This window comes from Ekhidna sp. (assembly GCF_963691765.1).
In the GTDB taxonomy this organism is placed as follows: Bacteria; Bacteroidota; Bacteroidia; order Cytophagales; family Cyclobacteriaceae; genus Ekhidna.
This window is the reverse complement of sequence record NZ_OY829375.1, coordinates 3,684,051-3,707,610: the sequence shown is the minus strand read 5'-3', so window position 1 is coordinate 3,707,610 and position 23,560 is coordinate 3,684,051. Positions and strand designations below refer to the sequence as shown.

At 37.7% G+C, this 23,560-nt stretch carries 27 protein-coding genes; 21 read left to right on the top strand and 6 right to left on the bottom strand.

Annotated features, from left to right (window positions below; translation table 11 throughout):
* Positions 1-97: 97 nt before the first annotated feature.
* Positions 98-1,354 carry a serine hydrolase domain-containing protein gene (locus ACY650_RS16750; RefSeq protein WP_462249171.1) on the bottom strand — a complete coding sequence of 419 codons (1,257 nt, stop codon included), beginning with the start codon at positions 1,352-1,354 and terminating at the stop codon, positions 98-100.
* A 32-nt stretch (positions 1,355-1,386) separates the two neighbouring features.
* On the opposite strand from ACY650_RS16750, the gene serA reads away from it, so the two are divergent.
* The 4 genes from serA to ACY650_RS16730 all read left to right on the top strand — a co-directional run bounded on the left by serA (position 1,387) and on the right by ACY650_RS16730 (position 5,927).
* Positions 1,387-3,279, top strand: a complete 1,893-nt coding sequence (serA, locus tag ACY650_RS16745) for a phosphoglycerate dehydrogenase (RefSeq protein WP_462249169.1) — start codon at positions 1,387-1,389, stop codon at positions 3,277-3,279.
* A 74-nt stretch (positions 3,280-3,353) separates the two neighbouring features.
* Positions 3,354-3,740, top strand: coding sequence for a monothiol bacilliredoxin BrxC family protein (locus ACY650_RS16740; protein ID WP_462249167.1), 387 nt, complete (start codon positions 3,354-3,356; stop codon positions 3,738-3,740).
* A 56-nt stretch (positions 3,741-3,796) separates the two neighbouring features.
* On the top strand, positions 3,797-4,867 hold the full coding sequence (locus ACY650_RS16735; protein ID WP_462249165.1) for an aminotransferase class V-fold PLP-dependent enzyme: 1,071 nt from the start codon (positions 3,797-3,799) through the stop codon (positions 4,865-4,867).
* 148 nt (positions 4,868-5,015) lie between these two features.
* Entirely contained in the window at positions 5,016-5,927 is a 912-nt protein-coding gene (locus ACY650_RS16730; RefSeq protein WP_462249163.1) for a universal stress protein, read from the top strand.
* Here ACY650_RS16730 and ACY650_RS16725 read toward each other — a convergent pair.
* Positions 5,924-6,373 (bottom strand): MarR family winged helix-turn-helix transcriptional regulator, encoded by a 450-nt coding sequence (locus ACY650_RS16725; RefSeq protein ID WP_462249161.1) that lies wholly within the window; start codon positions 6,371-6,373, stop codon positions 5,924-5,926. The genes ACY650_RS16730 and ACY650_RS16725 overlap by 4 nt on opposite strands.
* Before the next feature lie 126 nt (positions 6,374-6,499).
* On the opposite strand from ACY650_RS16725, the gene ACY650_RS16720 reads away from it, so the two are divergent.
* The 11 genes from ACY650_RS16720 to lepB all read left to right on the top strand — a co-directional run bounded on the left by ACY650_RS16720 (position 6,500) and on the right by lepB (position 17,266).
* Positions 6,500-7,036 (top strand): RNA polymerase sigma factor, encoded by a 537-nt coding sequence (locus ACY650_RS16720; RefSeq protein ID WP_462249159.1) that lies wholly within the window; start codon positions 6,500-6,502, stop codon positions 7,034-7,036.
* 35 nt (positions 7,037-7,071) lie between these two features.
* Positions 7,072-7,494 (top strand): hypothetical protein, encoded by a 423-nt coding sequence (locus tag ACY650_RS16715; RefSeq protein ID WP_462249157.1) that lies wholly within the window; start codon positions 7,072-7,074, stop codon positions 7,492-7,494.
* 4 nt (positions 7,495-7,498) lie between these two features.
* Entirely contained in the window at positions 7,499-7,975 is a 477-nt protein-coding gene (locus tag ACY650_RS16710; RefSeq protein ID WP_462249155.1) for a hypothetical protein, read from the top strand.
* A gap of 16 nt (positions 7,976-7,991) precedes the next feature.
* On the top strand, positions 7,992-9,089 hold the full coding sequence (locus tag ACY650_RS16705; protein ID WP_462249153.1) for a TorF family putative porin: 1,098 nt from the start codon (positions 7,992-7,994) through the stop codon (positions 9,087-9,089).
* Positions 9,090-9,155: 66 nt separating this feature from the next.
* Positions 9,156-10,775: a CTP synthase gene (locus ACY650_RS16700; protein ID WP_462249151.1), complete on the top strand. Its 1,620-nt coding sequence runs from the start codon at positions 9,156-9,158 to the stop codon at positions 10,773-10,775.
* 10 nt (positions 10,776-10,785) lie between these two features.
* Complete coding sequence (gene yidC, locus ACY650_RS16695) at positions 10,786-12,603, top strand: membrane protein insertase YidC (RefSeq protein ID WP_462249149.1); 1,818 nt, start codon at positions 10,786-10,788, stop codon at positions 12,601-12,603.
* Between the two features lie 156 nt (positions 12,604-12,759).
* Positions 12,760-13,536, top strand: a complete 777-nt coding sequence (locus ACY650_RS16690; protein WP_462249147.1) for a ParA family protein — start codon at positions 12,760-12,762, stop codon at positions 13,534-13,536.
* A gap of 4 nt (positions 13,537-13,540) precedes the next feature.
* The gene (locus ACY650_RS16685) at positions 13,541-14,431 is read left to right on the top strand and encodes a ParB/RepB/Spo0J family partition protein (protein WP_462249145.1); all 891 of its coding nucleotides are present in this window, start codon (positions 13,541-13,543) and stop codon (positions 14,429-14,431) included.
* A gap of 81 nt (positions 14,432-14,512) precedes the next feature.
* Complete coding sequence (locus tag ACY650_RS16680; RefSeq protein ID WP_462249143.1) at positions 14,513-15,100, top strand: DUF5683 domain-containing protein; 588 nt, start codon at positions 14,513-14,515, stop codon at positions 15,098-15,100.
* Positions 15,097-15,807 carry a 4-hydroxy-tetrahydrodipicolinate reductase gene (gene dapB, locus ACY650_RS16675; protein WP_462249141.1) on the top strand — a complete coding sequence of 237 codons (711 nt, stop codon included), beginning with the start codon at positions 15,097-15,099 and terminating at the stop codon, positions 15,805-15,807. Before ACY650_RS16680 ends, dapB begins: the two co-directional genes overlap by 4 nt.
* A 4-nt stretch (positions 15,808-15,811) precedes the next feature.
* Positions 15,812-17,266, top strand: a complete 1,455-nt coding sequence (gene lepB / locus ACY650_RS16670; RefSeq protein ID WP_462249139.1) for a signal peptidase I — start codon at positions 15,812-15,814, stop codon at positions 17,264-17,266.
* Here lepB and ACY650_RS16665 read toward each other — a convergent pair whose 3' ends face one another.
* From ACY650_RS16665 to ACY650_RS16655, 3 genes are all read right to left on the bottom strand, one after another.
* A complete protein-coding gene (locus ACY650_RS16665) occupies positions 17,267-17,410 on the bottom strand; it encodes a hypothetical protein (RefSeq protein WP_462249137.1) in 144 nt (47 codons plus the stop codon).
* Positions 17,411-17,418: 8 nt separating this feature from the next.
* Positions 17,419-18,870, bottom strand: coding sequence for a S41 family peptidase (locus tag ACY650_RS16660; RefSeq protein WP_462249135.1), 1,452 nt, complete (start codon positions 18,868-18,870; stop codon positions 17,419-17,421).
* Positions 18,871-18,937: 67 nt separating this feature from the next.
* Positions 18,938-19,600 carry a uracil-DNA glycosylase gene (locus tag ACY650_RS16655; protein WP_462249133.1) on the bottom strand — a complete coding sequence of 221 codons (663 nt, stop codon included), beginning with the start codon at positions 19,598-19,600 and terminating at the stop codon, positions 18,938-18,940.
* 66 nt (positions 19,601-19,666) lie between these two features.
* On the opposite strand from ACY650_RS16655, the gene apaG reads away from it, so the two are divergent.
* From apaG to rplI, 6 genes are all read left to right on the top strand, one after another.
* Entirely contained in the window at positions 19,667-20,053 is a 387-nt protein-coding gene (apaG, locus tag ACY650_RS16650) for a Co2+/Mg2+ efflux protein ApaG (protein ID WP_462254419.1), read from the top strand.
* 3 nt (positions 20,054-20,056) lie between these two features.
* Positions 20,057-20,830 (top strand): O-methyltransferase, encoded by a 774-nt coding sequence (locus tag ACY650_RS16645; protein WP_462249131.1) that lies wholly within the window; start codon positions 20,057-20,059, stop codon positions 20,828-20,830.
* 42 nt (positions 20,831-20,872) lie between these two features.
* Positions 20,873-21,805 carry a chromosome segregation protein SMC gene (locus ACY650_RS16640; protein ID WP_462249129.1) on the top strand — a complete coding sequence of 311 codons (933 nt, stop codon included), beginning with the start codon at positions 20,873-20,875 and terminating at the stop codon, positions 21,803-21,805.
* A gap of 159 nt (positions 21,806-21,964) precedes the next feature.
* Positions 21,965-22,330 (top strand): 30S ribosomal protein S6, encoded by a 366-nt coding sequence (gene rpsF, locus ACY650_RS16635; protein WP_462249127.1) that lies wholly within the window; start codon positions 21,965-21,967, stop codon positions 22,328-22,330.
* A complete protein-coding gene (gene rpsR, locus ACY650_RS16630; RefSeq protein WP_348277622.1) occupies positions 22,327-22,578 on the top strand; it encodes a 30S ribosomal protein S18 in 252 nt (83 codons plus the stop codon). The genes rpsF and rpsR overlap by 4 nt, the downstream gene beginning before the upstream one ends.
* Before the next feature lie 8 nt (positions 22,579-22,586).
* Complete coding sequence (rplI, locus tag ACY650_RS16625) at positions 22,587-23,030, top strand: 50S ribosomal protein L9 (protein WP_462249125.1); 444 nt, start codon at positions 22,587-22,589, stop codon at positions 23,028-23,030.
* Positions 23,031-23,103: 73 nt separating this feature from the next.
* Here the strand turns inward: rplI and ACY650_RS16620 are convergent, their stop codons facing one another.
* Positions 23,104-23,400, bottom strand: coding sequence for a hypothetical protein (locus tag ACY650_RS16620; RefSeq protein WP_462249124.1), 297 nt, complete (start codon positions 23,398-23,400; stop codon positions 23,104-23,106).
* Positions 23,401-23,560: the final 160 nt, after the last annotated feature.

The window sequence follows — 23,560 nt, the reverse complement described above, 5'->3', positions numbered from 1 at the left end:
AGTAATTTAAGAATGAATAAAATCATTAAAAATGCCTTATTTAGAATGATTTTAAATAAATAAATAGCATTGTTTATTTGATGTTTTCGACAGGGTTCTATTCTTTGCTTTCAATCTCCTTTAAATAATCATAAAAGAACTGATGTATTGTCGGTCGTACATTGAGTTGGTAGATCGATCTGTAAGTCCTGGAAGGAAACACTCGATTAGTCAGAAAAATAAAAACCATATCTTCTTCAGGGTCAGCCCAAGCCAACGTACCAGTATACCCCGTGTGTCCATAACTATCAAATCCTACATCCTTTGCAACACTACTTGCTATCGAATCATATTCCAACAGAGGCTTATCAAATCCTAATCCTCTCCGATTATCATTATTTGGATATTGGGTAGAAGTAAACAAACGAATCGTTTGTTTAGAAAGCAACCTTAAAGTATCTACCTCTCCCTCATTAAGTAGCATCCGAAAAATCTTTGATAGATCTTCTGCATTGCTAAATAAGCCTGCATTTCCAGAAACACCTTTCATCATAATTGCACCTTCGTCATGAACCATCCCATGAATAGGTTGCATTCGAAAGAAGGTATCTATTTCGGTTGGCACTATTTGATGAGTTGAGAAAGAATCTAATGGGTTGAATGTCAACGTCTTGGCATTCATAGGCCTGAAGAAATTGTGACTTAAATAGTCATTAAAAGTTGTGTCGGTTAAATTCTCAACTAACTCTGGAATTAAATAAAAGAATAATCCTGAATAGCGATACTTTTTTTGATCAGAAACCTTGCTTTTCCTAATCATGTTTTTAATCCTATTGTAGAAATCCTTGTGTAGGAATAGGCTATCACTTAGTGCGAAATTGTACTCACTATCTCTCGTCGCAGAAATTGTATTATTCTTGAATTTTCCATTCTTCTTCTTTATTTCCTTGTAATATGGTATCCAAGGATATAATCCTCCTTGATGAGCCAAAGCTTCACGAAAAGTGACATCACCAACTTTCCCCAGCTTATCAACATACTCTCCAATTGGATCGTCCAAATTAAAGTAACCATTTTCATAAAGCTTCATAACTGCCAGTGTCCCTCCTACTACTTTGGTGACAGATGCCAAATCATATATATCATTGACAGCAACCCTTCTCATGGAATCATAGGTGTGGTAGCCATATGACCGGATAAAAAAGACACTATCGTCTTTACTTGCAAGCACAACACATCCTGGAAATGCTTGGGCCTGTATGGCATTCGACACGACGCTATCTATATTATTTCTCATCTTTTCGAATGCTTGAGCATGTCCGAAAACGATTGCTAAAAAGAAAAGTGTGAATAACGTATGTCGGAGTTTTAGCATGTTCTATTTTTGAAGCTTACCTAAATTAATAGATGGAGCAGACCAAATATTTCATAATAGATTTCGACAGTACATTCACTCAAGTGGAGGCACTAGATGTACTCGCAGAAATCTCTCTCAAGGATAACGAAAATCAAGCGAATGCCATTGAAGAAATTAAGTCAATTACTGATCAGGGTATGGACGGTGGAATGTCTTTTAGAGAATCACTTAAGCGAAGAATTGAAATTTTAGAAGCTAACAAAAAGCACCTACCTGAGCTTGTTGATAGATTGAGCTTACTTGTTTCATCATCCTTTAAAAGAAATACTGAATTCATCAATAAGTATACGGATCAGATTTTCATTGTCTCCAATGGATTCAAGGATTTTATTGTTCCAATTGTGGCCAAGTATGGGATAAAGGAAAAGAATGTATTTGCCAATGAGTTCAGCTATGACGACAGTGAAAATATAGTTGGCTTTGATGAAGACAATATTTTATCTGATAATAATGGTAAACCCAATCAAATTAAAAGCCTCAACCTAAACGGTGAAGTCTTTGTTTTAGGAGATGGGTATACGGACTTTGAAATAAAGAAAGCAGGTCTAGCTCACAAGTTTTATGCATTTACTGAAAATGTAAGGCGCGAAAAGATCTTAGTCGAAGCAGATCATGAGGCTCCATCGCTGGATGAATTTCTGTTTACTCAAAATTTGGAGCGTGCACACTCCTACCCCAAGAATAGAATTAAAGCATTGTTGCTCGAAAACATTCATGAAGATGCTGTAAATAAACTTAAGCAAGAAGGCTATCAAGTAGAGGTTCATCCAGCTGGTATGACAGAAGATGAATTGGCAGAAGCCATTAAAGATGTTAGTGTTTTAGGGATCCGGTCTAAAACAATGATCACAGGGAAAGTACTTGCCAATGCAAAGCGACTACTTGCAATTGGCGCCTTCTGTATAGGAACCAATCAAATAGATTTGAGATCAGCTCTTGAAAAAGGCATTGCTGTTTTTAATGCGCCGTTTTCAAACACAAGATCCGTTGTTGAGCTAGCTCTTGCAGAGATTATCATGTTAATGAGGAATCTCCCCGATAAGATGCAACAAATGCATCAAGGTAAATGGAGCAAATCTGCAACAGGAAGCTTTGAAATCAGAGGAAAGTCATTAGGTATCATTGGGTATGGGAAAATTGGCTCTCAACTTTCTGTGCTTGCAGAATCTGTGGGTCTCAATGTTCAATACTTTGACATTGAAGAAAAACTAGCTTTAGGTAATGCTAAGCCATGTCACAGTTTGGCGCAGTTGCTCTCCACATCTGACATAGTAAGCATTCATGTAGACGGAAGAGAATCCAATGAATCATTTATCTCTGAAAAAGAGTTTGATTTAATGAAGCAAGGAGTTGTATTTATCAACCTGAGTCGCGGACATGTAGTTGATATAGACTCTCTCGTTGCAAACGTAAAAAATGGGAAGATCCATGGTGTTAGTGTAGATGTATTCCCAGAAGAGCCACTTAGCAATGATCATCCTTTCGAATCGCCTTTAATGGGACTTAAAAACACGATTTTAACACCTCATGTAGGCGGAAGTACACTAGAAGCACAGGAGAATATTGCAGATTTTGTGCCATCAAAAATCATTGAATATATAAACACGGGGTCTACAACCAATAGTGTGAATTTCCCGAATATTACACTACCTGGCTTGAGCCAAGCACACCGTTTTATTCATATTCATAAAAATGAACCAGGAGTACTGGCAGATATAAATAATGTGCTTGCAAAACATGGAATTAACATTGGGGGTCAATACTTAAAAACCAATGATGTGATTGGATACGTAATTACGGATATAGACAAGAACTACAAAGAGGAAGCAATAAAAGATTTAAAAAGGGTCCGAGGTACTATAAGATTCAGAGTTTTATATTAAGTTTATACCAGATTTTATCAAAAACCACCCAACCAAAGGAGCTTAATAGAACGTTTTAAGCTAAATTGAAAAAAATGAGTTATCCGCTTAATTGGAAATCGCTAAGCACAATAGAAGAGTTTAACAGGCTTGTTGAACGCTCCAAGGATAAGCCTGCGCTTGTTTTTAAGCATAGACCTTCATCTCCGGAAAGTAATATGGCAATGGAAACGCTCCAAAGAGATTGGACCATTTCGCCAGAAAATCTTGATTTATACATGATTGACGTAATGAAAGACAAAGAGGTAACAGAAGCAGTTACCGATATGGCTGGAGTTATGAATGAATATCCTCAAGTACTGCTTTTTGCTGATGGGGTGACAATGTATGATGAATCGAGAGAAATGATTAGCGTCAAGAAAATTAAACTTGCGCTGAAAATTATCAATAGAACATTCAAATGGATGGAAACTAGAGTTTAAGGGAACTTTAACCATCAATTTAAAATTATAATGCTCTTACTTTAAGAGCTTTTTTTATGTCTAATAAAATCTTCTTCACACCCGGTCCTGCTCAACTTTTTTACACATTTGAAGAGCATCTCAAAAAAGCAATTTTTCAAGATATACCTTCAATCTCTCATAGGAGTTCAGAATTTATTAAAGTAATGCAGGGAACAATTGAAGCATTAACAGATCTTCTTGAATTGCCTGAGGGATATCAGGTTTACTTTTTAAATTCTGCCAATGAAGCCTGGGATCGAATCATCCAAAACTTGGTTTCTAACCAGTCACACCACTTCGTAAATGGTTCTTTCAGTAAAAAGTTTTATGACTTTGCTTTAGCGCATGATAAGCAAAGCACTGCTACCATTATCAATGATGGTGAAGCTTATAGCTCATGGGAAATTCCTGAGGGCACTGAACTTATTGGGGTTACCAAAAATGAAACAAGCGTTGGTCATAGTTTCCTGGAAAAAGAGCTTAACCAATTGCGTATTTCTAACCCCGATACGCTAATTGCATTGGATATTGTAAGCGCTGCACCTTCACTACCTATAGATTTTAACAATGTTGATACAGCCTACTTTTCTGTTCAAAAAGCATTTGGCCTGCCTGCTGGCTTAGGTGTTTGGATTGCGAATGAAAGGTGTCACGAGGTGGCTAACCAAAGAGCATCTAAAACATCATTGGGATCGTATCGAACCCTACCAAACCTTAAAAAATTCGGTGATAAGGATCAAACACCAGAGACGCCTAACATGCTCTTTATTTACCTATTAGGTAAAATAGCTGAGGACATACTTCGCGCGGGTACCAAACGCATGAGAAATGATACTGTCTACAAAGCCACGATACTTAATCAAGCGATTGAAAATCATCCTCTAATCAATCACTTTGTAGAATCTAAAGAGCACCGATCTAAAACAACCATTGTTGCAAAAAGTGACCACTCTAGTAGGATCATTGAAAATTTCAAAAAAAAGGGGCTGATTCTTGGGTCTGGATATGGGAAGCATAAGGAGAACCACATTAGAATCGCCAATTTCCCAACACATTCGAAAGAATCAGTAGAAATGCTGTGTGATTTACTTGAAAAAGTAGAATAATATTCTGTTTTAATGAAACATTTTTTTTGATTCAATGTTTTATTCTATAAACATGAATATTTCGATAAAAAATATCTTTTTATCGAGAATTTAGACCTTGATTGATAAATATCAATAATACCTTTGCACATATAAACACCCATATAAATTGATCGCGCCTCTAAAAAATATTATCGTCTGCCTTGATCATACAGAAATGGACAAGGGACTTATTGAGAATGCTTGTACAGTTGGACAACTTGCTGGAGCTTCTCAAATTACCTTTTTGAATGTTATTAAGGATTTCAATCTACCAGAATCTGTTCTAAAGGAATTTCCGGATTTGCTAGATAAAGCCTTATCAGAAAGAAGAGATGAGATAAGTGCGCTTATTCAGGAGCACTTTAAATGTGACATTGACACCAACATTCGAGTATGTCAAGGTGGTGAAACCAAAGAAATTCTTAAAGCGGCAGCCGATTTAGATTCAGATCTAATAATTCTTGGTAGAAAGAAAGGCAGTGATTCTGTACTGAGCACAAGAGTAGCCAGAAGATCCCCATGTAATCTTTTACTTATTCCAGATGGAGTATCAATTAAGTTTGACAAAATATTCATCCCAGTAGATTTTTCAGATTACTCTTCACTTTCGCTGAATGGAACCATGCATTTCACGAAAAACTTAAAATCTAAGATCTATCTTCAGAATGTTTATCAAGTACCGTCTAGCTATAGATATTCAGGAAAGACCTATGAAGAGTTTGCTGAAATCATGAAAGGTCACGCCATCAATGATTTAGAAATACTCATTAAGAATGTTGAAAAAAATCAGCAAGAGCTCATTCCTGTATGTTCGCTAGATACTGATGGAAAAATAATAGACTTAGCTTTGGAAGAGGCAGCAAAGAAAAAAGTTGACCTCATTATCATGGGTGCAAAAGGACGAACTGCTACTTCTGCTATATTCATAGGAAGTAAGTCTGAAAGAATGATCAGGATTAATGAAGACATTCCGATGATGATAATCCGTAAGAAAGGAGCTGTAGCCGGAATACTCGAGTCTCTTAAAGATTTAGGCTAGCTCCTCATCTTGTCAAGTAAAAAGTTTAAAGTTTCAGCTTCTTCTTCTGTGATCTTGCATGTAGACGATTCCCAAGTCTCCATATCATTGTCCATTTTCTTAAGAAGCTGAAGCCCTTTCTTCGAAATTAACACATCCACTGCCCTCCTATCATTGGAGCATTGCTTTCTCTCTACCAGCTCCTTTTCTTCAAGTTTGTCGACAATACGGGAAGCATTGGAACTCTTATCCAACATTCTATCAATTAACAAATTGACAGTAGCAGGTTTTGGATGCTGACCCCTAAGGATTCTTAAAATATTAAACTGAGGTGTGGTAAGTCCATAGTTCTTAAAGAGCTGTGCATTCTCCTGATTGATCCAGGCATTGGTGTACAAAATATTCACCACTGCTTTCGAAAACTGACTTTTAAATTTTTCCTGCTTTATTTCTTCTGCTATTCCCATTATTAAATACAATTACATTAAATGTAACAACATTCCTTAAAAAAGGTTGCCTTGCTCAAATATTTTGATCGCAAATTAAACCTTCGGCTATCTTTATAATCTAAGACTCGTACCCACCTGAAAAAATTGGAAGAGCTGATAATAGAAAAAATCCGAAAAGAGGAAACCCGTAACTATGGGTTTAATCTTTTGGTACGAGAGTATCAGGAACGAGTTTACTGGCATGTCAGAAAAATGGTAATTGATCATGATGATGCAGATGACTTAGTTCAAGAGATTTTAGTTAAAGTCTGGCATAACCTGAGCAAGTTCAGGGAAGACTCCAAGCTCTATACTTGGATCTATCGAATAGCGACAAATGAGTGTCTTAATTTTCTCAAAAAGAAAAAGCGGCGCTTTTTTCTTCCAATTCATGATCTTGAAGGAGAGCTTACTGAGAAATTGACCAGCAGTGTTGAATTATCTGGAGATGAGGTTCAACTCAAATTGCAAAAATCGTTGTTGAAATTACCTGATAAGCAAAGAATGGTGTTCAATATGAAATATTTTGATGATATGAAGTTCACAGAAATAGCTGAGATCACAGGCACAAGTGTTGGAGCACTAAAAGCAAATTATCACCATGCGGTAAAAAAAATTGAAGATTTTTTAAATGAAGATTAAACCTTTTGAACTTAGATCAATCTAAAGGAAACGAGATGAAGTACAAACTTGACGATATTGAGAAAAAAGAAGCCTTCAAAGTGCCGGATGGTTATTTTGAAGAATTACCGTTAAAAATTCAACAGAGGGTTTCTAATGAAAAAAAGACATATGGATTCAATGTCCCGAGTTGGAGTCTAGCCTTAGCTGCCTCACTCCTTTTGGTTGTGACATTTGTTTTTGTGCTACCTGGAAATGAACAATCAGCTGAGGAACTATTGGCTGAAATCTCGCAAGAGGAAATCGTTGCTTACTTAGACCAAATTGAATTAGATGAATACGATATAGCATCTGCAATTGGAGATGATGTAAATGACTTAGAATTTGAAAATACCAACATCCTCGATGCCATTGATCTTGAAGATCAGTCTATCGACGATGTACTATTAGAATATGATTTAGGAGATGAATATTTATAAAGACATGAAAAGAATATTGATTATAGCAGCAATTGGTGCTTGCCTTGGTGCGTTTGGCCAAAGTCCTGATGCACTAAAGAAGATCGAAGCAGCGAAGATCGCTCTCATTACAGAACGATTAGAATTATCTCCCAAACAGGCGGAGAAGTTTTGGCCCATATACAGAGAATACGGACAACAGCGTAAGGAAATTCGTAGGGACTTTGATCAGGCAAGAAGAACCTTTGACCCTAACCAAGCTACGGAAGAGGAGAATAAAAAAATGCTTGAGATGGCCAATAAGGTTAAAGACCAGCAGTTGAAACTAGAACGAGAATATTCGGACAGAATATTAAAAGTGATTACATCTCGACAGTTAAACAACTTGAGAAAAGCAGAAAGCGACTTCAAGGAAATGTTGTTGAAAAGAATTAGAGCTCAACAAAGACAACGACAAAATCAAAAAAGAAACGGAGAGCGACTAAAGAATCGACGAAACTAACCAACCTACCTACCTGATGCATCGCATAGTCACCATATTGGTGCTGCTGATGATAGCTCGTCCTTCTTTATCACAAGAAAATGCCTTGAGTTACGCTGAGCAGCTACAAGCTATTGAAGATGAAATGGATTCATTGTCTATTTTCAACCTCATTGATGGAATTCTTTCGGCTGAGCCCACAAATGAATTGAGTCTAAGAATGGGCTTTACCACTAATGTAACTAGCGCTGGTCGTGATTATGATTTAAGTCAAAGTGGTATGTCAGCAGGAGCTGCATATTACCATAAGTCTGGATTTTTTGGTGATGTCTCTGGTTATTGGAATAGCGGTGTAGATCCAAACTATAATCCAACAGTTCTTTCAGCAGGGTATTTAGGAAGTTTCAAAAATACTGATTGGAGCTACTCCGTAGATGCTGAAAGTTGGTTCTTTAATCCCAAAGATTCGTCTGATAACCCGCTGAAGTATTCACTTGGAGCATCATTAAATTATGACTTTAAGTGGGGATTCACTTCACTGGATTATTCATTTCTATTTGGTAAGGAGACAGCCAATCGAATCATACTAAATGTTACTGGATCCATAGATTTAGGCAAATTCTGGAAATTCAAAACAGTAGGATTTTACCCATCGGCAGGAATGATCATTGGCAACGGAGATATTACCCAACTAAGAATTACAAATCAAGAAATCAATGCCCAAACAGCAAATCGACTTAATAGGCTCACGACGTTTGCAGGCCTAACCACTGATCAAAAAAGATATTTAGGACTACTAATCTTAAGAGCGTTTGAAAATGGAACTATCGATACAGAAACTAGAAACGAACTATTAATCGATTTAAGAAATTCCGAGGAATTATCATCAGAAGATATTGCCGCACTACAAACTATCGCTAATGAAGGCTACGAAATAACTGAGTTTGTTGATAGCAAAAGGTTTGGAACACTAAGCTATGCATTCACGCTTCCTCTCTCCCTTTCAACGGACCAGTTATACTTTCTATTTGCGTATACATACAGTATTCCAGTGCAATTACCAGAAGAGTTTATTGATGTAGATCCAATCGGATATTTCAGTGCCTCAATTACTTACAGAATACCTTTCAAATAACACTGAAGAAATAGAATAAAAGCCTACCTTTGCATCCCGTAACAAGGAAAAAGGAAAACGTTCTTCATGTCTAAAACGAAATACATTTTTGTTACGGGCGGTGTAACATCTTCACTCGGAAAAGGAATCATCGCAGCTTCACTTGGTAAATTACTACAAGCAAGAGGCTTATCCGTAACTATTCAAAAGTTTGACCCTTATATCAACATTGATCCAGGGACATTAAATCCATACGAGCATGGAGAGTGCTATGTAACTAATGATGGGGCTGAAACAGACCTCGATCTTGGTCACTACGAAAGGTTTTTGAGCATTGAAACCTCACAAGCAAACAATGTTACTACTGGAAGAATCTACAACAATGTAATAAATAAGGAACGCCAAGGCGAGTTTCTTGGTAAAACAGTACAAGTAGTTCCACATATTACTGACGAGATCAAAAACAACATTTATAAGCTTGGTGAAACAGGAAAGTATGATGTTGTAATCACTGAAATAGGTGGATGTGTAGGTGATATTGAATCACTACCATTTGTAGAAGCAGTCAGACAGGCCCGTTTTGAGTTAGGACCTACAAATAGTATTTCTATTCACCTGACCTTGATTCCCTACCTAAAGGCTTCTGGTGAATTAAAAACTAAACCGACCCAGCATTCAGTAAAAGAACTTCTAGAAGCAGGTATCCAACCGGATATCCTTGTATGCCGGTCTGAATATCCTATTAGCCAAGATATACGTAAGAAATTGGCATTGTTTTGTAACGTTCCAATTAATTCAGTCATCGAAGCATTGGATGCACCAACGATTTATGATGTGCCTATCTTAATGCGTAAAGAAAAACTTGATGAGCGTGTGCTCACTAAGTTCAAGATGCCATATAAAAAGGAGCCGAAGATTGTCAAGTGGAAAGAATTTCTTGGCCGTTTGAAGAACCCGACGGCCTCAGTGAACATTGGTCTTGTTGGTAAGTATGTTGAACTTCAAGATGCATACAAGTCTATTGCAGAAGCATTTATTCACGCTGGAGCAGCCAATGAGTGTAAGGTCAATGTAAGTTGGATTCATGCAGAGGAACTTGATGGAGATAATGTCAGCAAGTCTCTTCAAAACCTTGATGGAATACTAGTGGCGCCAGGATTCGGAGAAAGAGGAATAGAAGGAAAAATATACGCCGTACAGTATGCAAGAGAGAACAAAATTCCTTTCTTCGGCATTTGTTTAGGCATGCAATGTGCTGTGATTGAATTTGCTAGGAATGTACTAGGAAAGAAAAAAGCTAATAGTAGGGAAATGGCAAAAACCTCCTATCCTGTTATTGACTTAATGGAGAGCCAGAAAAACATTAAAGACATGGGTGGAACCATGCGATTAGGAGCTTATGTTTGCGAACTGAAAAAAGGAAGCAAAGCATACGCTGCTTATGGTTCTAAGAAAATTATGGAACGCCACCGACATAGATATGAATTCAACAATAAGTATTTGGATGAATACCAAAATGCAGGAATGACTGCAACTGGTATAAATCCAAAAACCAACCTTGTAGAGATCATGGAGATTGCTGATCATCCTTGGTTCGTTGGAACACAATATCACCCAGAATTAAAATCAACAGTAATGGATCCGCATCCATTATTCGTAAAATTTATCAAAGCATCTCTAGATCTTAAGAAAAGTCAGGAGATATAATTCAAGCTAAATGGATCGAAATCAATTTATAGGACTTATCCTAATGTTTGCCTTATTGGCAGTTTACTTTACATGGTTTGCACCAGAACCTCCAGTACCAGAAGAGTTGGTTACTCAGGAAGAGGCAGTCGTGGAGCCAACCCAAGAATTAGTTTCGCTAGATACCGCGCAAACAACGACAACAATTCCAGATTCGCTTCAAGCAACTTTAAATATCCAGAAGTATGGTGCATTCGCTTTCGCTTCGGATGCTGAAGAAGAAAGTCAATTGATACAAAATGGAGATTTGAGCATTCTATTCTCAAATAAGGGTGGAAAAATTAAAAATGTCTATCTAAATAATCACTTGGACTACAATGGAAATCAGTTTGTTTTGATGGATGCCTCAAAGTCCAAGACAGACCTGATTGTTGACCATAATGGAAGGAAGATCAGCCTTTCTGAACTTGCTTTTGAAGCATCTGTAAATACAGTAGGTGATACAACTCAAGTGACTTACACACTATCAGATGGCAACTTTTCAATAGCACAACGTTACCTCATCCCTCCTACTGGATTTGAAATCGCTTACAGCATAGAAACTTCTGGCTTGAATAACATTCTGAATCCTACAGACATCAATTTCAATTGGTATCATGCAGTAAATAGAGCTGAAAGAAACCTTGATGATAGCCGCCTCAACACCAATGTTAGATACTTGAAAGCTGATGGCGATTTCGACGATTTATCTCAAAGATCAACAGAGTTTGAAGAAGAGACTTTAGGAAATCAAGTAAGATGGGTTTCATTCAAACAAAAATTCTTTACTGCTGCTATCATAACAAATAATGCTTTCAAATCAGGCTATGTAAATCAAACGGTAGATTTTGATGATACTACTTCAGTAAAAAACCTATCCATGCAAATGTTGATTCCATATTCTGACTTTGCAAATGGATTTGAGGCACGCTATTATTTCGGAACCAACAATTACGATATCCTAAAATCTGTTGCTCCAGATTTCGAGGAAAATCTCGATATGGGTTGGGGCCCTCTACCGATAGTTAATAAATACTTGATCATTCCAATCTTTCACTTTCTTGAAGGCTTTTTGACGAACTATGGAATCATCATCCTAATTGTCGTAATCGTGATCAGGCTGATTCTTTCGCCACTCACTTGGAAATCTCATATGTCTATGGCAAAAATGAGAGCCATGAAGCCAGAACTTGATGAAATCAAGGAGAAACACGGTGGCGACATGCAAAAGACGCAACAGGAACAAATGAAGCTTTATCAGCAAGTAGGAATCAATCCAGTAAGTGGCTGTATTCCAATGTTGCTTCAAATGCCTATTCTATTCTCACTCTTTTTCTTCTTCCCCAATGCAGTTGAATTGAGGCAACAATCATTTTTGTGGGCAAGTGATTTATCTACGTATGACAGTGTTATCAACCTGCCTTTCACCATTCCATTCTATGGAGATCATGTGAGTTTGTTTACGCTACTAATGACCTTATCGACAATTCTCTATACATGGAGCAACAGTCAAATCACGACTGTTCAAGGTCCAATGAAAACATTACAGTACATGATGCCAATCATGTTCTTATTTGTCTTAAATAGCTATGCTTCTGGACTTACCTTTTATTACTTCGTAACAAATATGACCACCTTCGGTCAGACGGTATTATTCAGGAAGATCATTGACGAGGATAAAATCCACAAGTTGCTGCAGGAGAATAAAAAGAAAAATGCCAATAAGAAGAAGTCAAAATTTCAGACGCGACTTGAAGAAGCGATGAAGGCAAATCAAGAAGCGCAGAAAAAGAATAAAAAGAAAAAATAGATTGTTGATATCTTATGTAAAAACCTTGGTTCAAATTAAATGAATCAAGGTTTTTCTTTTTTACACAAGTTATTCACAACATGATTATCTTGGGATCAGGTTGGATATATTTGTGTTCTTTACGCTACCAAAAATCACATCAAGAAAAAAGAAATTATGGGTAAAATCATTTCTATCGCAAATCAAAAAGGTGGAGTTGGAAAGACGACTTCAGCCATCAATCTTGCTGCGAGCCTTGCTGCTCTTGAGTTCAAGACATTGATCGTTGACGCTGATCCACAAGCTAATGCCACCTCTGGAGTTGGAGTAGATCCAAAAAATGTAGAAGTGAGTATTTACGAATGCATGGTAGATGGGGCAAGCGCGAAAGAGAGTATTGTAGAGACAGACATTAAGTTCTTAGACCTTCTACCCTCTCACATCGACCTTGTTGGAGCTGAAGTGGAAATGGTGAATATTGAAGATCGTGAAGAGAAAATGAAAATTGCCTTAGCTGAGGTTAGAGATGATTATGATTTCATTATTATTGATTGCTCTCCTTCACTAGGATTGATTACAATCAATGCGTTGACTGCTTCTGATTCTGTGGTTGTTCCTGTTCAGTGCGAGTATTTTGCATTAGAAGGATTGGGTAAATTATTGAATACAATCAAGATCATTCAAACAAGACTAAACCCTGATTTAGACATCGAAGGAATCTTATTGACGATGTATGATGTAAGGCTGAATTTAGCCAACCAAGTAGTAGAGGAAGTAAAAATGCACTTCGAATCGTTGGTGTTTAGCACAATGATTCCTAGAAATATCAAGCTCAGTGAATCACCAGGATTTGGAATGCCGGCAATCACCCATGATGCAGATAGTAAAGGATCTATTAGCTATCTAAATCTTGCCAAAGAAATTTTAGAAAGAAACGAGGTAAAAGCAGCCTGAAGAGATGGCAGAGAGTAAGTTTAAGAAAAGATCAGGCTTAGGAAGAGGCCTAGGGGCACTTCTTGAAGATTCTGGAGAGAAAGAAAAAATTAGTGGCTCTGGAGCCACCCCAAAAGGTGCAATCAGCGAAATTGAAATTTCGAAGATAGAAACCAACCCTTGGCAACCAAGATCAGACTTTGATGAAGAAGCATTGAATGAGCTTGCCGAGTCGATAAAGGTTCAAGGCATCATCCAACCAATTACTGTCCGAGCATTAAGTGAAAATGAATTTCAGTTGATCTCGGGTGAAAGAAGATTTCAAGCCAGCCAGCGTGCTGGATTAAAGACCATACCTGCATACATACGTATCGCTGATGATCAGCAGATGCTGGAAATGGCTCTTATCGAAAACATTCAACGCGAGAACTTAAACGCAATAGAAATTGCGCTCAGTTATCAGCGACTCTTGGCAGAGTGTGATTTAAAACAGGAGCAACTTGGTGAGCGTGTAGGAAAAAATAGAAGCACGGTCACCAATTACCTACGTTTACTGAAACTCCCGCCAGATATACAGGTAGCATTAAGAGATGGTAAGCTAAGCATGGGACATGCAAGAGCCTTGATCTCTATCGATGATGTTACCCTTCAACTTGACATTTTCAACCAAATCATCAAGAATGAACTGTCAGTGAGAAAGGTTGAAGAACTTGTTAGAGGTAATGGTAAGTCAGCGTCTAAAGAAGCGAAGGTCCCTTCAGTAGATCCTGAAATCAAGAAGTTACAGGACAAATTATCTACTCATTTTGGCTCTAAGATTGCTATCAAGTCGAATGATCAAAACAAGGGAGAAATCAAAATTCCTTTTTCATCAACACAAGATTTGAACAGAATTCTTGAAATTTTAGAATTATAATTTCCTTATTCTAATATAAATATTTGCCGAATTCCTTAATAATTCAGCTTTAGGCGCGAACTTTGCAACGCAATCGCGCGAATGATGAAAAGACTACTATTCGTAATTAGCTTCTGCTCTTTGAGCCTATCACTATTGGCTCAGGATCAGCCTGTTTTAATTGATGATTCTACTTTTGTTAAAGCAGAAGAAAACGCAGAGTTATTTGAGGAAATTTCAGAACTAGATCCGCAACGAGCTGCTCTCCTATCTGCGTTAGCCCCAGGGTTGGGTCAAGCCTATAACAAACAATACTGGAAAGTTCCGATTGTGCTCGCAGGAATGCTTACATTCGGTCACTTTATCCACTACAACAACCAAGTATATCATGGACTGAGAAATGCGGCTTTGTTAACGTCGCAGGGGTTGACCAATCCTTATCAATCTATTATCACCTCTGAATCCTCGCTTGTAAGAAATAGAGACGTTTTTAGAAGAAACCGAGACTTTCTCATCATTCTTGGATCTGCATTTTATATACTTCAAATTGTGGATGCTCATGTATCCGCCCATCTTGAAGAATTTAAGATCAATGACAAACTTGCTTTCGGTATAGAGCCATCAATTCAGTCAACTCCATTACTTTCGCAGGCTGTAGGAGTTTCATTTGTACTGAAAATCAATCAATGAGAATAGCACTGATCGGATACGGAAAGATGGGCAAAGCCATCGAAAAGATTGCTATACAGCAGGGTCACGATATTGCTATCACCATTCAGGATTCAAACGAACTTGAGCAATTATCCATATCTAATGTAGATATCGCCATAGAGTTTACGCAACCAGAATCCGCATATGCCAATATATCCCACTGCATAAGTAAAGGCATTCCAGTTATTTCTGGAACTACTGGCTGGCTGGAAAAATTAGCTGCTATAGAAGAACAATGTGTCCAGAACAATGGCACCTTCTTATATGCTTCTAACTTCAGCATTGGAGTAAATCTGTTTTTCGAGCTAAATAAATGGCTAGCTAACAAGATGTCATCGCTTGATTTTCAACCTTCGATGAAAGAAATTCACCACACTGAGAAGAAGGATAGTCCTAGTGGCACAGCAATTACCTTGGCAGAGGGAATAATGGCCTCTCACCCTTCTATTTCGGAATGGATAAATGATGAATCTGCCGATCATAAAAAATTAGGAATAGTTTCGGAAAGAACACCCAACGTACCGGGCACTCATACCGTAAGCTACTCGTCTCCTTTAGAGTCTATTGAAATAACTCATACTGCACATGATCGAAGCGTATTTGCTGAGGGTGTAGTTAAAGTCGCTGACTGGATTCATAAAAAGAAAGGAGTTTATACTATGTCCGAATTCATAAACGATAACTAACCATATGTACTTTCACGATTTTAATCCGGTCTTTGTCATAACGTTCCTAATTCTATGGTACGTTTTACAAGGAACAGCTTATTACAAATTCTTTGAAAAAGCAGGAAAAGAAGGCTGGAAAGGATTTGTGCCAATTTTAAATTACTACATACACCTTGAAATTGTTGGGCGTCCTAAATGGTGGGTGCTGCTACTTTTTGTTCCGGTAATTAACTTCTTCGTGGGACTTACCATGCATCTTGATTTGATGAAGTCTTTTGGTAAGTACACTTATCTAGATCAAGTTTTGGGAGTTGTTTTAGCACCAATCTACATGAACTATATCGCTTGGTCCGATACTAAATACATAGATAAGGCGACTGAAATCCCTAAACCGAACAAGTCTTTTGGTAAAGAGTGGTTCGAAGCAATTGTGTTTGCTGTTTTCTGCGCAACATTCGTACGATGGATATTCATGGAGGCTTATGTTATTCCTACTGGATCAATGGAAAGGTCGCTACTTGTGGGGGATTTTCTATTTGTAAGTAAAGCTGAGTATGGTCCCCGTACCCCTCAGACCCCACTACAGATTCCTTTAACCCATCAAACAATCTGGGGTACTGAAATTCCTTCATACATCCCAGGCGTTTCATTGCCTAGCTTAAGACTTCCATCTTTAGGCAAAGTAGAAAGAAACGATGTGGTAGTTTTTAACTATCCTGTTAATGACAACTACAATCAGCGCAGAGACGGAGATTACCATCCTATGGATCTCAAAACGCACTACATCAAACGGTGTGTAGCTATTGCTGGTGAGACGATAGAAATAAAAAACACGCAAGTATATGTGAATGGTGAAGCTCAAGAGAATCCTCCTTTGATGCAGCACCAATACTTTGTGAGAACGAATGAAAATATACGTGAACGTGTATTCGAAAATTTAAATGTAAATCCTCATAACAGTGTCTCAAGACATGCTAATGGATTTTTCGTTCATATGCCTAAAGCAGTGGCAGAGGAATTTGAAAAGCTGCCATTTGTTGAGAGTGTAACGCTACAATTAATTCCGGAAACAGACCCAGAGAGAAACATTTTCCCAAATGCCACTTACTTCAGGTGGAACAGAGATTTTTACGGACCATTAACTGTTCCTGCAAGAGGTATGACCATTGAAGTAAACGAGGAAAATTTAGCAATGTATGGATCAACAATTTCAGACTATGAAGGAAATGATTCTGTTGAAATCAATATTGACAAACTGACTGTGAATGGAGAAAGTGTTTCTGAATATACATTTAAGAAAGACTATTATTTCATGATGGGAGACAATCGTCATGCGTCAGATGATTCTCGTTATTGGGGATTTGTGCCTGAGGATAATATCGTTGGTGAAGCATCATTTATTTGGATGTCTTACGATACCAATGCAAGCTTCATTAACAAAATAAGATGGGGGCGATTATTCAACGGAATAGAATAATCAAGAAATCCAGCCAACGAAGTAAAACAATCCTATTATAAAGGCTACACCCAGCCCAAGGAAGAAAAACAAAGCAAGGCATCCCGGAAGGAATGCCTTTTTTTGATGATCTGGTCTGTAAAAGTGTTCTATGTTATGACTCATATCATTGATTAGAACACTTGCTTACCTATTACTTTAATAATTTCAGAATCGTCTATTCTAATCGTGCTTGTCGGCTGCTTCAATCGAACATCCTTAAATGGCTGCATATTGCTATTATTCATGTTCGACTTTTGAGATAAACGTCCAGAACCTGTGATCATGGATAAAGCTTCAGCTAAAAGCGGTTCACTCAGATCACCTAGTGGTTTCAAATCATCAAGGAAATCAATTTCTCTTAACTGCACATCAGGAGTAAATCCATCAATATAGTCTGTAAAGCCTTCAGAATTTGCCAATTGGCTGATAATAGGCTGTATGGCATAAGTATGATTAGGATTAAGAGAAGAGGACTTTAAGTAATCCTCAGAATCATACAGTGTAATAGATCCTACATTTTTCCCAACAGTCTGATCACCGATAAGTGTGACATCCATAAAAGGAAGTAGCCCAGCTATTACAAATTCTGAGGCTGATGCAGTACTACTGCTGGTCAGCACATAGATTTTATTTAGGTTAAGTCTGTTCATTGCCGAATTAGAAACTTGTTCTCCTTGATCATTGAAAACCGGAATCTCTGTTAAAAAAGTAAGGTCTGTATTAAAGTCGGATAGTTTCTCATTATAAATAATGCTTCCTAATACATCTTCAGAGCCTGCATTTCCATAAATCATGCCGCTCAATATTCTAGAGCTCGTTAAAGATCCCCCACTATTGTATCTTAAATCCAGAATAAAGTCTTCAATACCTTCGCTATTAAACTGAGCAATAACGTTATTCATTTCCGTGTTGTATTGATTATTAAGGATAAATGAATTGTACACCAGGTAGCCAACTTTAGATCCATCGACCTCAATTACAGAGGACATAAAAATAGGGTTTTCAAAGAAGTCAGGAGCTGCACTCATGGTCACTTCTTCAGAAGTAGCTACCAAGGCATTATCCACAATTTCAGTTAGTTTAAGTGTAATGGTACTGGTCTCAAATAAAAGAGATACATAATTGCTAAGATTCAATGTTTGACCGTTTACTTCAGTAAAAAGATCACCTCTCACTAAGCCTACATTTTCAGCAGGACCTCCATCAATAACGTAGCGTACATATCCAAGCAAGTCGCCATCGTCATTTATTCGAACCAATCCGAAATTATAGCCAAATTCATTAAACCCTTCAAAGGATTCTTCTAACGCCACAAAGTCGCTTACCATCCATGAAAACCGATCCTGGGAAAACAAAACATCCTGAAACAGGTCCTCTGGAGTATCATAATCATCTACAAAAGCATTTAATACTGCAGCATTTGCATCGTTTAGCTCAGATACATCTGACTGCCAGTAATAAAATTGATTCATTGCAGTCCAAATGAATCTTTTCACCTCAGTATCAACAGGAACAGCATCATCTGAACTACATCCTACTGCTAATCCAATTAACAGTAACAGGCCTACCAACTTAATTTTCATCAACTTCATATTTTAATCTCACTTACTAAACAACCAAGATTGGCTATTCACCATAGTAAACGTAAAATTACCAATTTATGCATGTAAGACCCTTAGATGTCAGATATTGGTTGGTTTTTGAAAAAGGTTTTGATCCAAAAAAACCTGAGTGTGCTGAAAACGGCGATGGGTGTGGTGATTTCAAAATCAAATGTTTGTTTTGATCAAGAAACGAACCTTTTTTCTGAGCATAAGCACCCCAAAGGATAAATACAATATGCTCTTTTTCTTGAGAAACTACCTCGAGAACGGCATCTGTAAACGTCTCCCATCCTTTATTTTGATGCGAGCCAGCCTTCGAAGCTTCTACCGTCAAGGTAGCATTAAGTAATAAAACTCCTTGATCTGCCCATCGCTCTAAATTCCCAGACTGAGGAATGTCAAGGCCTAAGTCACTTTTAATTTCCTTAAAAATATTTTGCAGTGAAGGTGGATGTCTAACTCCGTCAGCTACAGAAAAACACAGCCCATTAGCTTGCCCTGGACCATGATATGGATCTTGGCCTACAATGACGACTTTCAAATCCTCGAAAGCACAATGATCGAATGCACTAAAAATTAGGGAACCTGGCGGGTAAATGCGTTTCTGACTGTATTCGCTTTTTACGAATTCAATTAATTGCGTGAAATACTCCTTCTCAAATTCTTTTTCAAGCTGTTTTTTCCAGCTTTCTTCAATTTTAACGGACATAATGAATTACTTAATCCTGATGTTGGTAAATTAAATTGAAATTCTATTAAATTGTCCCTCAAGAATATGATTACTGGAGTTACCAAAGGGATCAAAGTTTCAGTCGAAACAAACTATCAGCCGGAGCATTCGCAGCCGGCACATGAGCACTTTGTGTTTACCTACAGGATCACCATTGAAAACAACTCGAGCAACACGGTTCAACTCAAAGCACGTCATTGGGACATTACAGATGCGGCACATCCAAAACATGAAGTAGATGGAGAAGGCGTTGTTGGGAAACAACCAATACTTGAACCTGGTGAGATACATCAGTACGTTTCTGGCTGCAATCTTAAATCCGGCATTGGCAAGATGGGTGGATATTACATCATGGAGCGAATCCTTGATGGTAGGCTTTTCAATGTCGAGATTCCAGAATTTTTGATGGTAGTACCATTCAAATTAAACTAGCACTTGGTCAAGCTCTTTCTTTTCAGATTGAAGCATTATCTGATCTATAGATTTAATGCAGTAGGTCCACATGCACTTCACTCCCCTTTCCTATTTGACCTTTTCAATAAAGCAATTAAGCCCGCTTCAAAATTCAGACTTGATAATGTTGAAAAACTCAGGGTTGAGTTGAAAAAGGATCATCAAGTGATAGACTTGTACGATCTAAAAAGTAAACACAGCTATCGCAAAACCATTAGCTCAATTGCTAAGACATCGCTCAGCACACCAAAATTTTCTTCTTTCCTTTTTCAGCTGATCAACTACTTAAATGTGACCAGGATTGTAGAGACTGGCACGTCTTTGGGAATCAATAGCTTATATTTAGCTGGTCCTCAGCTTGTCAAAAACGTAAGTACCATTGAAGCCTCGCCAATAATTGCTTCCATCGCCAAAAAACAATTTGGCAAAGTACTTCAGCATAAAATTCAAATAAAGACTGGTACTATTCAAAACGAATTCGAAGCGCTAGTGGTAAAAGAGCAGCCAGAATTATGTTTTTTGGATGCAGATCATCAATCTGAAGCTGTAAAGTCCTGTGTTGATACATTGATGAAATTATGCCCTGAAATCAAGTGTATCATCATCCATGACATCTATTGGTCAGAAGATATGCTCATGGGATGGAATGAAATCAAGGATAGAGATCAGTTTGCATTAACTGTTGACCTTTTCCAAGCTGGACTTATTTTTCCAAGCTTAGATATGCCTAAGCAACATTTTACGTTACGTTTTTAATAATTACGCATTTTTCTACTTTTGCGAGCATAATTCAAACACATGGAAGAACAGAATTCACCAGAAGAACAGCCATCATATATGGAACCAAAGAAGAACAGAACTCCACTGTTCCTCATTGTAACATTCCTATTGCTGGCAGCAGTTATCTTTTTCTACTATCAAAACCAGCAACTTGAAGAAGAAAAAGAAAGGCAGTTTCAAGAGATATTAACAACGCAAGCCAAATTAGACTCCATTGGAGATGAGCTTGACATTCGTATCCAAACCATCAAAGAGCTTGGCGGTGAGGTTGATACACTTGAAGCAATTAAAGCACAATTAGAGGCTGACAAGAAACAATTGCTGGTTGATGCACAATATCAAAGGGGGCGAATTACCAAGCTGAATAACCGTGTAGCTGGGTACAAGGAGCTATTGGTTTTAAAGGATGAAGAGATAGAGCAATTGAAGGTCCTTAACGAACAGCTTTCGGAGGAGAATTCTTCACTAAAGGTTGAAAAAGATCAGCTAAATCAAACTGTTCAACAGCTTGAAGAGAATAAAAAAGAATTGGCGAGTAAAGTGGCAATGGCTTCAAGGCTTGAAATTGAAGGCATGAACGTCATTGCAATCAATGATAAGGGTAAGGAACGTAATGGAGGCGAATATCGCAACAGGCACATTGAGCAATTGAAAATTCAGTTTACTGTAGTAGAAAACGAGATTGCTCCAATAGAAGGAAAAGATCTTTTACTGCGAGTGATTGCCCCTGATGGTAATGTTTTGTTTGATGTTACCAGAGGCTCTGGATCGTTTACATATGAAAACAGGGAGCTATTCTATACGGCTACTCAAGAGATCCTGTATGACAGAAATAGTCAACTGGTAACTTTCTTATATAACAAAGGCAGTGATTACGCAGTGGGGCAGCACAAAGTAGAAGTATACACGGATGATTACTTAATGGGTAGCGTTACTTTTATGGTTAAGTAGTTGCGAGTTTCTAGTTACGAGTTGTGAGTTGTGAGTTGTGAGCTTCTAGTTACGAGCTTTTAACCACTCATTTACTTAGATGTAAGTGTTGATTATTCTCAATAATTACTTACTTTTGCACCTCATTTTTTAACAACAGTTCTTAATTTATTTACAATTATGAAGAATTACGAGACGGTATTCATTTTGACTCCCGTTTTGTCTGAAGCTCAGATGAAGGATACTGTCGGAAAATTCAAGAAAGTTCTTACTGATAACGGCGCAGAGCTCGTTAACGAAGAGAACTGGGGATTGCGCAAACTTGCCTACCCTATTCAGCATAAAACCACTGGGTTTTATCAGCTGTTTGAATTCCGAGCAGAGCCTACAATAATTTCTAAGCTAGAGACAGAATACAGGAGAGACGAAGCAGTGATGAGATTTCTCACCACTACGCTAGACAAGCACGCAGTTGTTTACAACGAGCGTAGAAAGAAAGGCGAATTCAACAAGAAGAAAGAAACTAAGAAGGAGGCAGCCAAATGACATTACAGAACGAACCAATAAACAGAGAGCAGAAAAAGGATAAGTACTGCCGATTCAAAAAGAACGGAATCAAGTACATCGACTATAAAGATCCTGATTTCTTGCTAAAGTTTGTAAACGAGCAAGGTAAGATCCTTCCTCGAAGACTTACAGGCACAAGCCTAAAGTATCAAAGAAAAGTGTCTCAGGCGATCAAAAGATCTAGACACTTAGCATTGATGCCATATGTTGGAGATTCCCTTAAATAAGTACTGACATGGAAGTAATACTAAGAGAAGATATACAAGGTCTTGGCTACAAAAACGATACAGTTGTTGTAAAGCCAGGATATGGCAGAAACTTTCTGATTCCTAGAGGGATGGCTATCATCGCTAGTGATTCTAATAAAAAGATGATCAGCGAAAACATTCGTCAGGCAGCGCACAAAGCTGAGAAGGCTAAGAAAGATGCTGAAGAAATTGCGAAGAAGATTGGTGAGTTGACGCTAGAGATCAAGACGAAGGCTGGAGAGAGCGGTAAGATCTTTGGAGCAATCACTCCTCTTCAAGTATCTGAAGCACTAGGCGCTAAGGGTCATGAAGTAGATAGAAAAAGAATTTCTTTCGAGCAGAAGATCAAAGAAGTGGGTGAATACACTGCACTACTTGACCTGCACAAAGAAGTACACCACCCTATCCAAGTGAAGGTGGTAGCTGAATAAGCAGTTTAATAATTCTTAGATATAGAAAAAGCCCCACACCGAAAGGTATGGGGCTTTTTTGTTGGTTATTAGTTTAAAGTGATTCATAAAATGGTATGGCGAACATTGCAATAACCATTACAATCCAACACCATCTGTTAAGTACAAAAACCATCAAAAGAAAAGACCAAAAAATTCTATCTTTTTGATGCTTACTAAACTTCACTTTAAACTCCTTGATTTCCAAATTCGCAGCCTTATAATAAGAAATCTTCTTACTAAAATTTGCAACAAATTCGATATCATACTGATTTCTAGCAATAAATAGTGTAATCTCATGGATAACTGTTACAACAACACATGCAACAAAAAGTATTTGCAAAATATGCATCAGTCTTGAATATTGTTAATATTTATCACATAGGACGTGTCATCCTTTTCAAATGTCGAAATACTTGCAATATCACCATCTTTATTAAAATGTATAGCCATTCAATTTTGTGAGAAATCCATGTTTTGAAGCCAACAAAATCGATCAATTTTCATCGAAG

What these genes read in the sequence shown, in the direction of transcription:
- ACY650_RS16750 (WP_462249171.1), bottom strand. Translation starts at nt 1,354, where the DNA reads ATGCTAAAACTCCGACATACGTTATTCACACTTTTCTTTTTAGCAATC.
- serA (WP_462249169.1), top strand. Translation starts at nt 1,387, where the DNA reads ATGGAGCAGACCAAATATTTCATAATAGATTTCGACAGTACATTCACT.
- ACY650_RS16740 (WP_462249167.1), top strand. Translation starts at nt 3,354, where the DNA reads ATGAGTTATCCGCTTAATTGGAAATCGCTAAGCACAATAGAAGAGTTT.
- ACY650_RS16735 (WP_462249165.1), top strand. Translation starts at nt 3,797, where the DNA reads ATGTCTAATAAAATCTTCTTCACACCCGGTCCTGCTCAACTTTTTTAC.
- ACY650_RS16725 (WP_462249161.1), bottom strand. Translation starts at nt 6,373, where the DNA reads ATGGGAATAGCAGAAGAAATAAAGCAGGAAAAATTTAAAAGTCAGTTT.
- ACY650_RS16715 (WP_462249157.1), top strand. Translation starts at nt 7,072, where the DNA reads ATGAAGTACAAACTTGACGATATTGAGAAAAAAGAAGCCTTCAAAGTG.
- ACY650_RS16710 (WP_462249155.1), top strand. Translation starts at nt 7,499, where the DNA reads ATGAAAAGAATATTGATTATAGCAGCAATTGGTGCTTGCCTTGGTGCG.
- ACY650_RS16705 (WP_462249153.1), top strand. Translation starts at nt 7,992, where the DNA reads ATGCATCGCATAGTCACCATATTGGTGCTGCTGATGATAGCTCGTCCT.
- ACY650_RS16700 (WP_462249151.1), top strand. Translation starts at nt 9,156, where the DNA reads ATGTCTAAAACGAAATACATTTTTGTTACGGGCGGTGTAACATCTTCA.
- yidC (WP_462249149.1), top strand. Translation starts at nt 10,786, where the DNA reads ATGGATCGAAATCAATTTATAGGACTTATCCTAATGTTTGCCTTATTG.
- ACY650_RS16690 (WP_462249147.1), top strand. Translation starts at nt 12,760, where the DNA reads ATGGGTAAAATCATTTCTATCGCAAATCAAAAAGGTGGAGTTGGAAAG.
- ACY650_RS16685 (WP_462249145.1), top strand. Translation starts at nt 13,541, where the DNA reads ATGGCAGAGAGTAAGTTTAAGAAAAGATCAGGCTTAGGAAGAGGCCTA.
- ACY650_RS16680 (WP_462249143.1), top strand. Translation starts at nt 14,513, where the DNA reads ATGATGAAAAGACTACTATTCGTAATTAGCTTCTGCTCTTTGAGCCTA.
- dapB (WP_462249141.1), top strand. Translation starts at nt 15,097, where the DNA reads ATGAGAATAGCACTGATCGGATACGGAAAGATGGGCAAAGCCATCGAA.
- lepB (WP_462249139.1), top strand. Translation starts at nt 15,812, where the DNA reads ATGTACTTTCACGATTTTAATCCGGTCTTTGTCATAACGTTCCTAATT.
- ACY650_RS16665 (WP_462249137.1), bottom strand. Translation starts at nt 17,410, where the DNA reads ATGAGTCATAACATAGAACACTTTTACAGACCAGATCATCAAAAAAAG.
- ACY650_RS16660 (WP_462249135.1), bottom strand. Translation starts at nt 18,870, where the DNA reads ATGAAAATTAAGTTGGTAGGCCTGTTACTGTTAATTGGATTAGCAGTA.
- ACY650_RS16655 (WP_462249133.1), bottom strand. Translation starts at nt 19,600, where the DNA reads ATGTCCGTTAAAATTGAAGAAAGCTGGAAAAAACAGCTTGAAAAAGAA.
- apaG (WP_462254419.1), top strand. Translation starts at nt 19,667, where the DNA reads ATGATTACTGGAGTTACCAAAGGGATCAAAGTTTCAGTCGAAACAAAC.
- ACY650_RS16640 (WP_462249129.1), top strand. Translation starts at nt 20,873, where the DNA reads ATGGAAGAACAGAATTCACCAGAAGAACAGCCATCATATATGGAACCA.
- rpsF (WP_462249127.1), top strand. Translation starts at nt 21,965, where the DNA reads ATGAAGAATTACGAGACGGTATTCATTTTGACTCCCGTTTTGTCTGAA.
- rpsR (WP_348277622.1), top strand. Translation starts at nt 22,327, where the DNA reads ATGACATTACAGAACGAACCAATAAACAGAGAGCAGAAAAAGGATAAG.
- rplI (WP_462249125.1), top strand. Translation starts at nt 22,587, where the DNA reads ATGGAAGTAATACTAAGAGAAGATATACAAGGTCTTGGCTACAAAAAC.
- ACY650_RS16620 (WP_462249124.1), bottom strand. Translation starts at nt 23,400, where the DNA reads ATGCATATTTTGCAAATACTTTTTGTTGCATGTGTTGTTGTAACAGTT.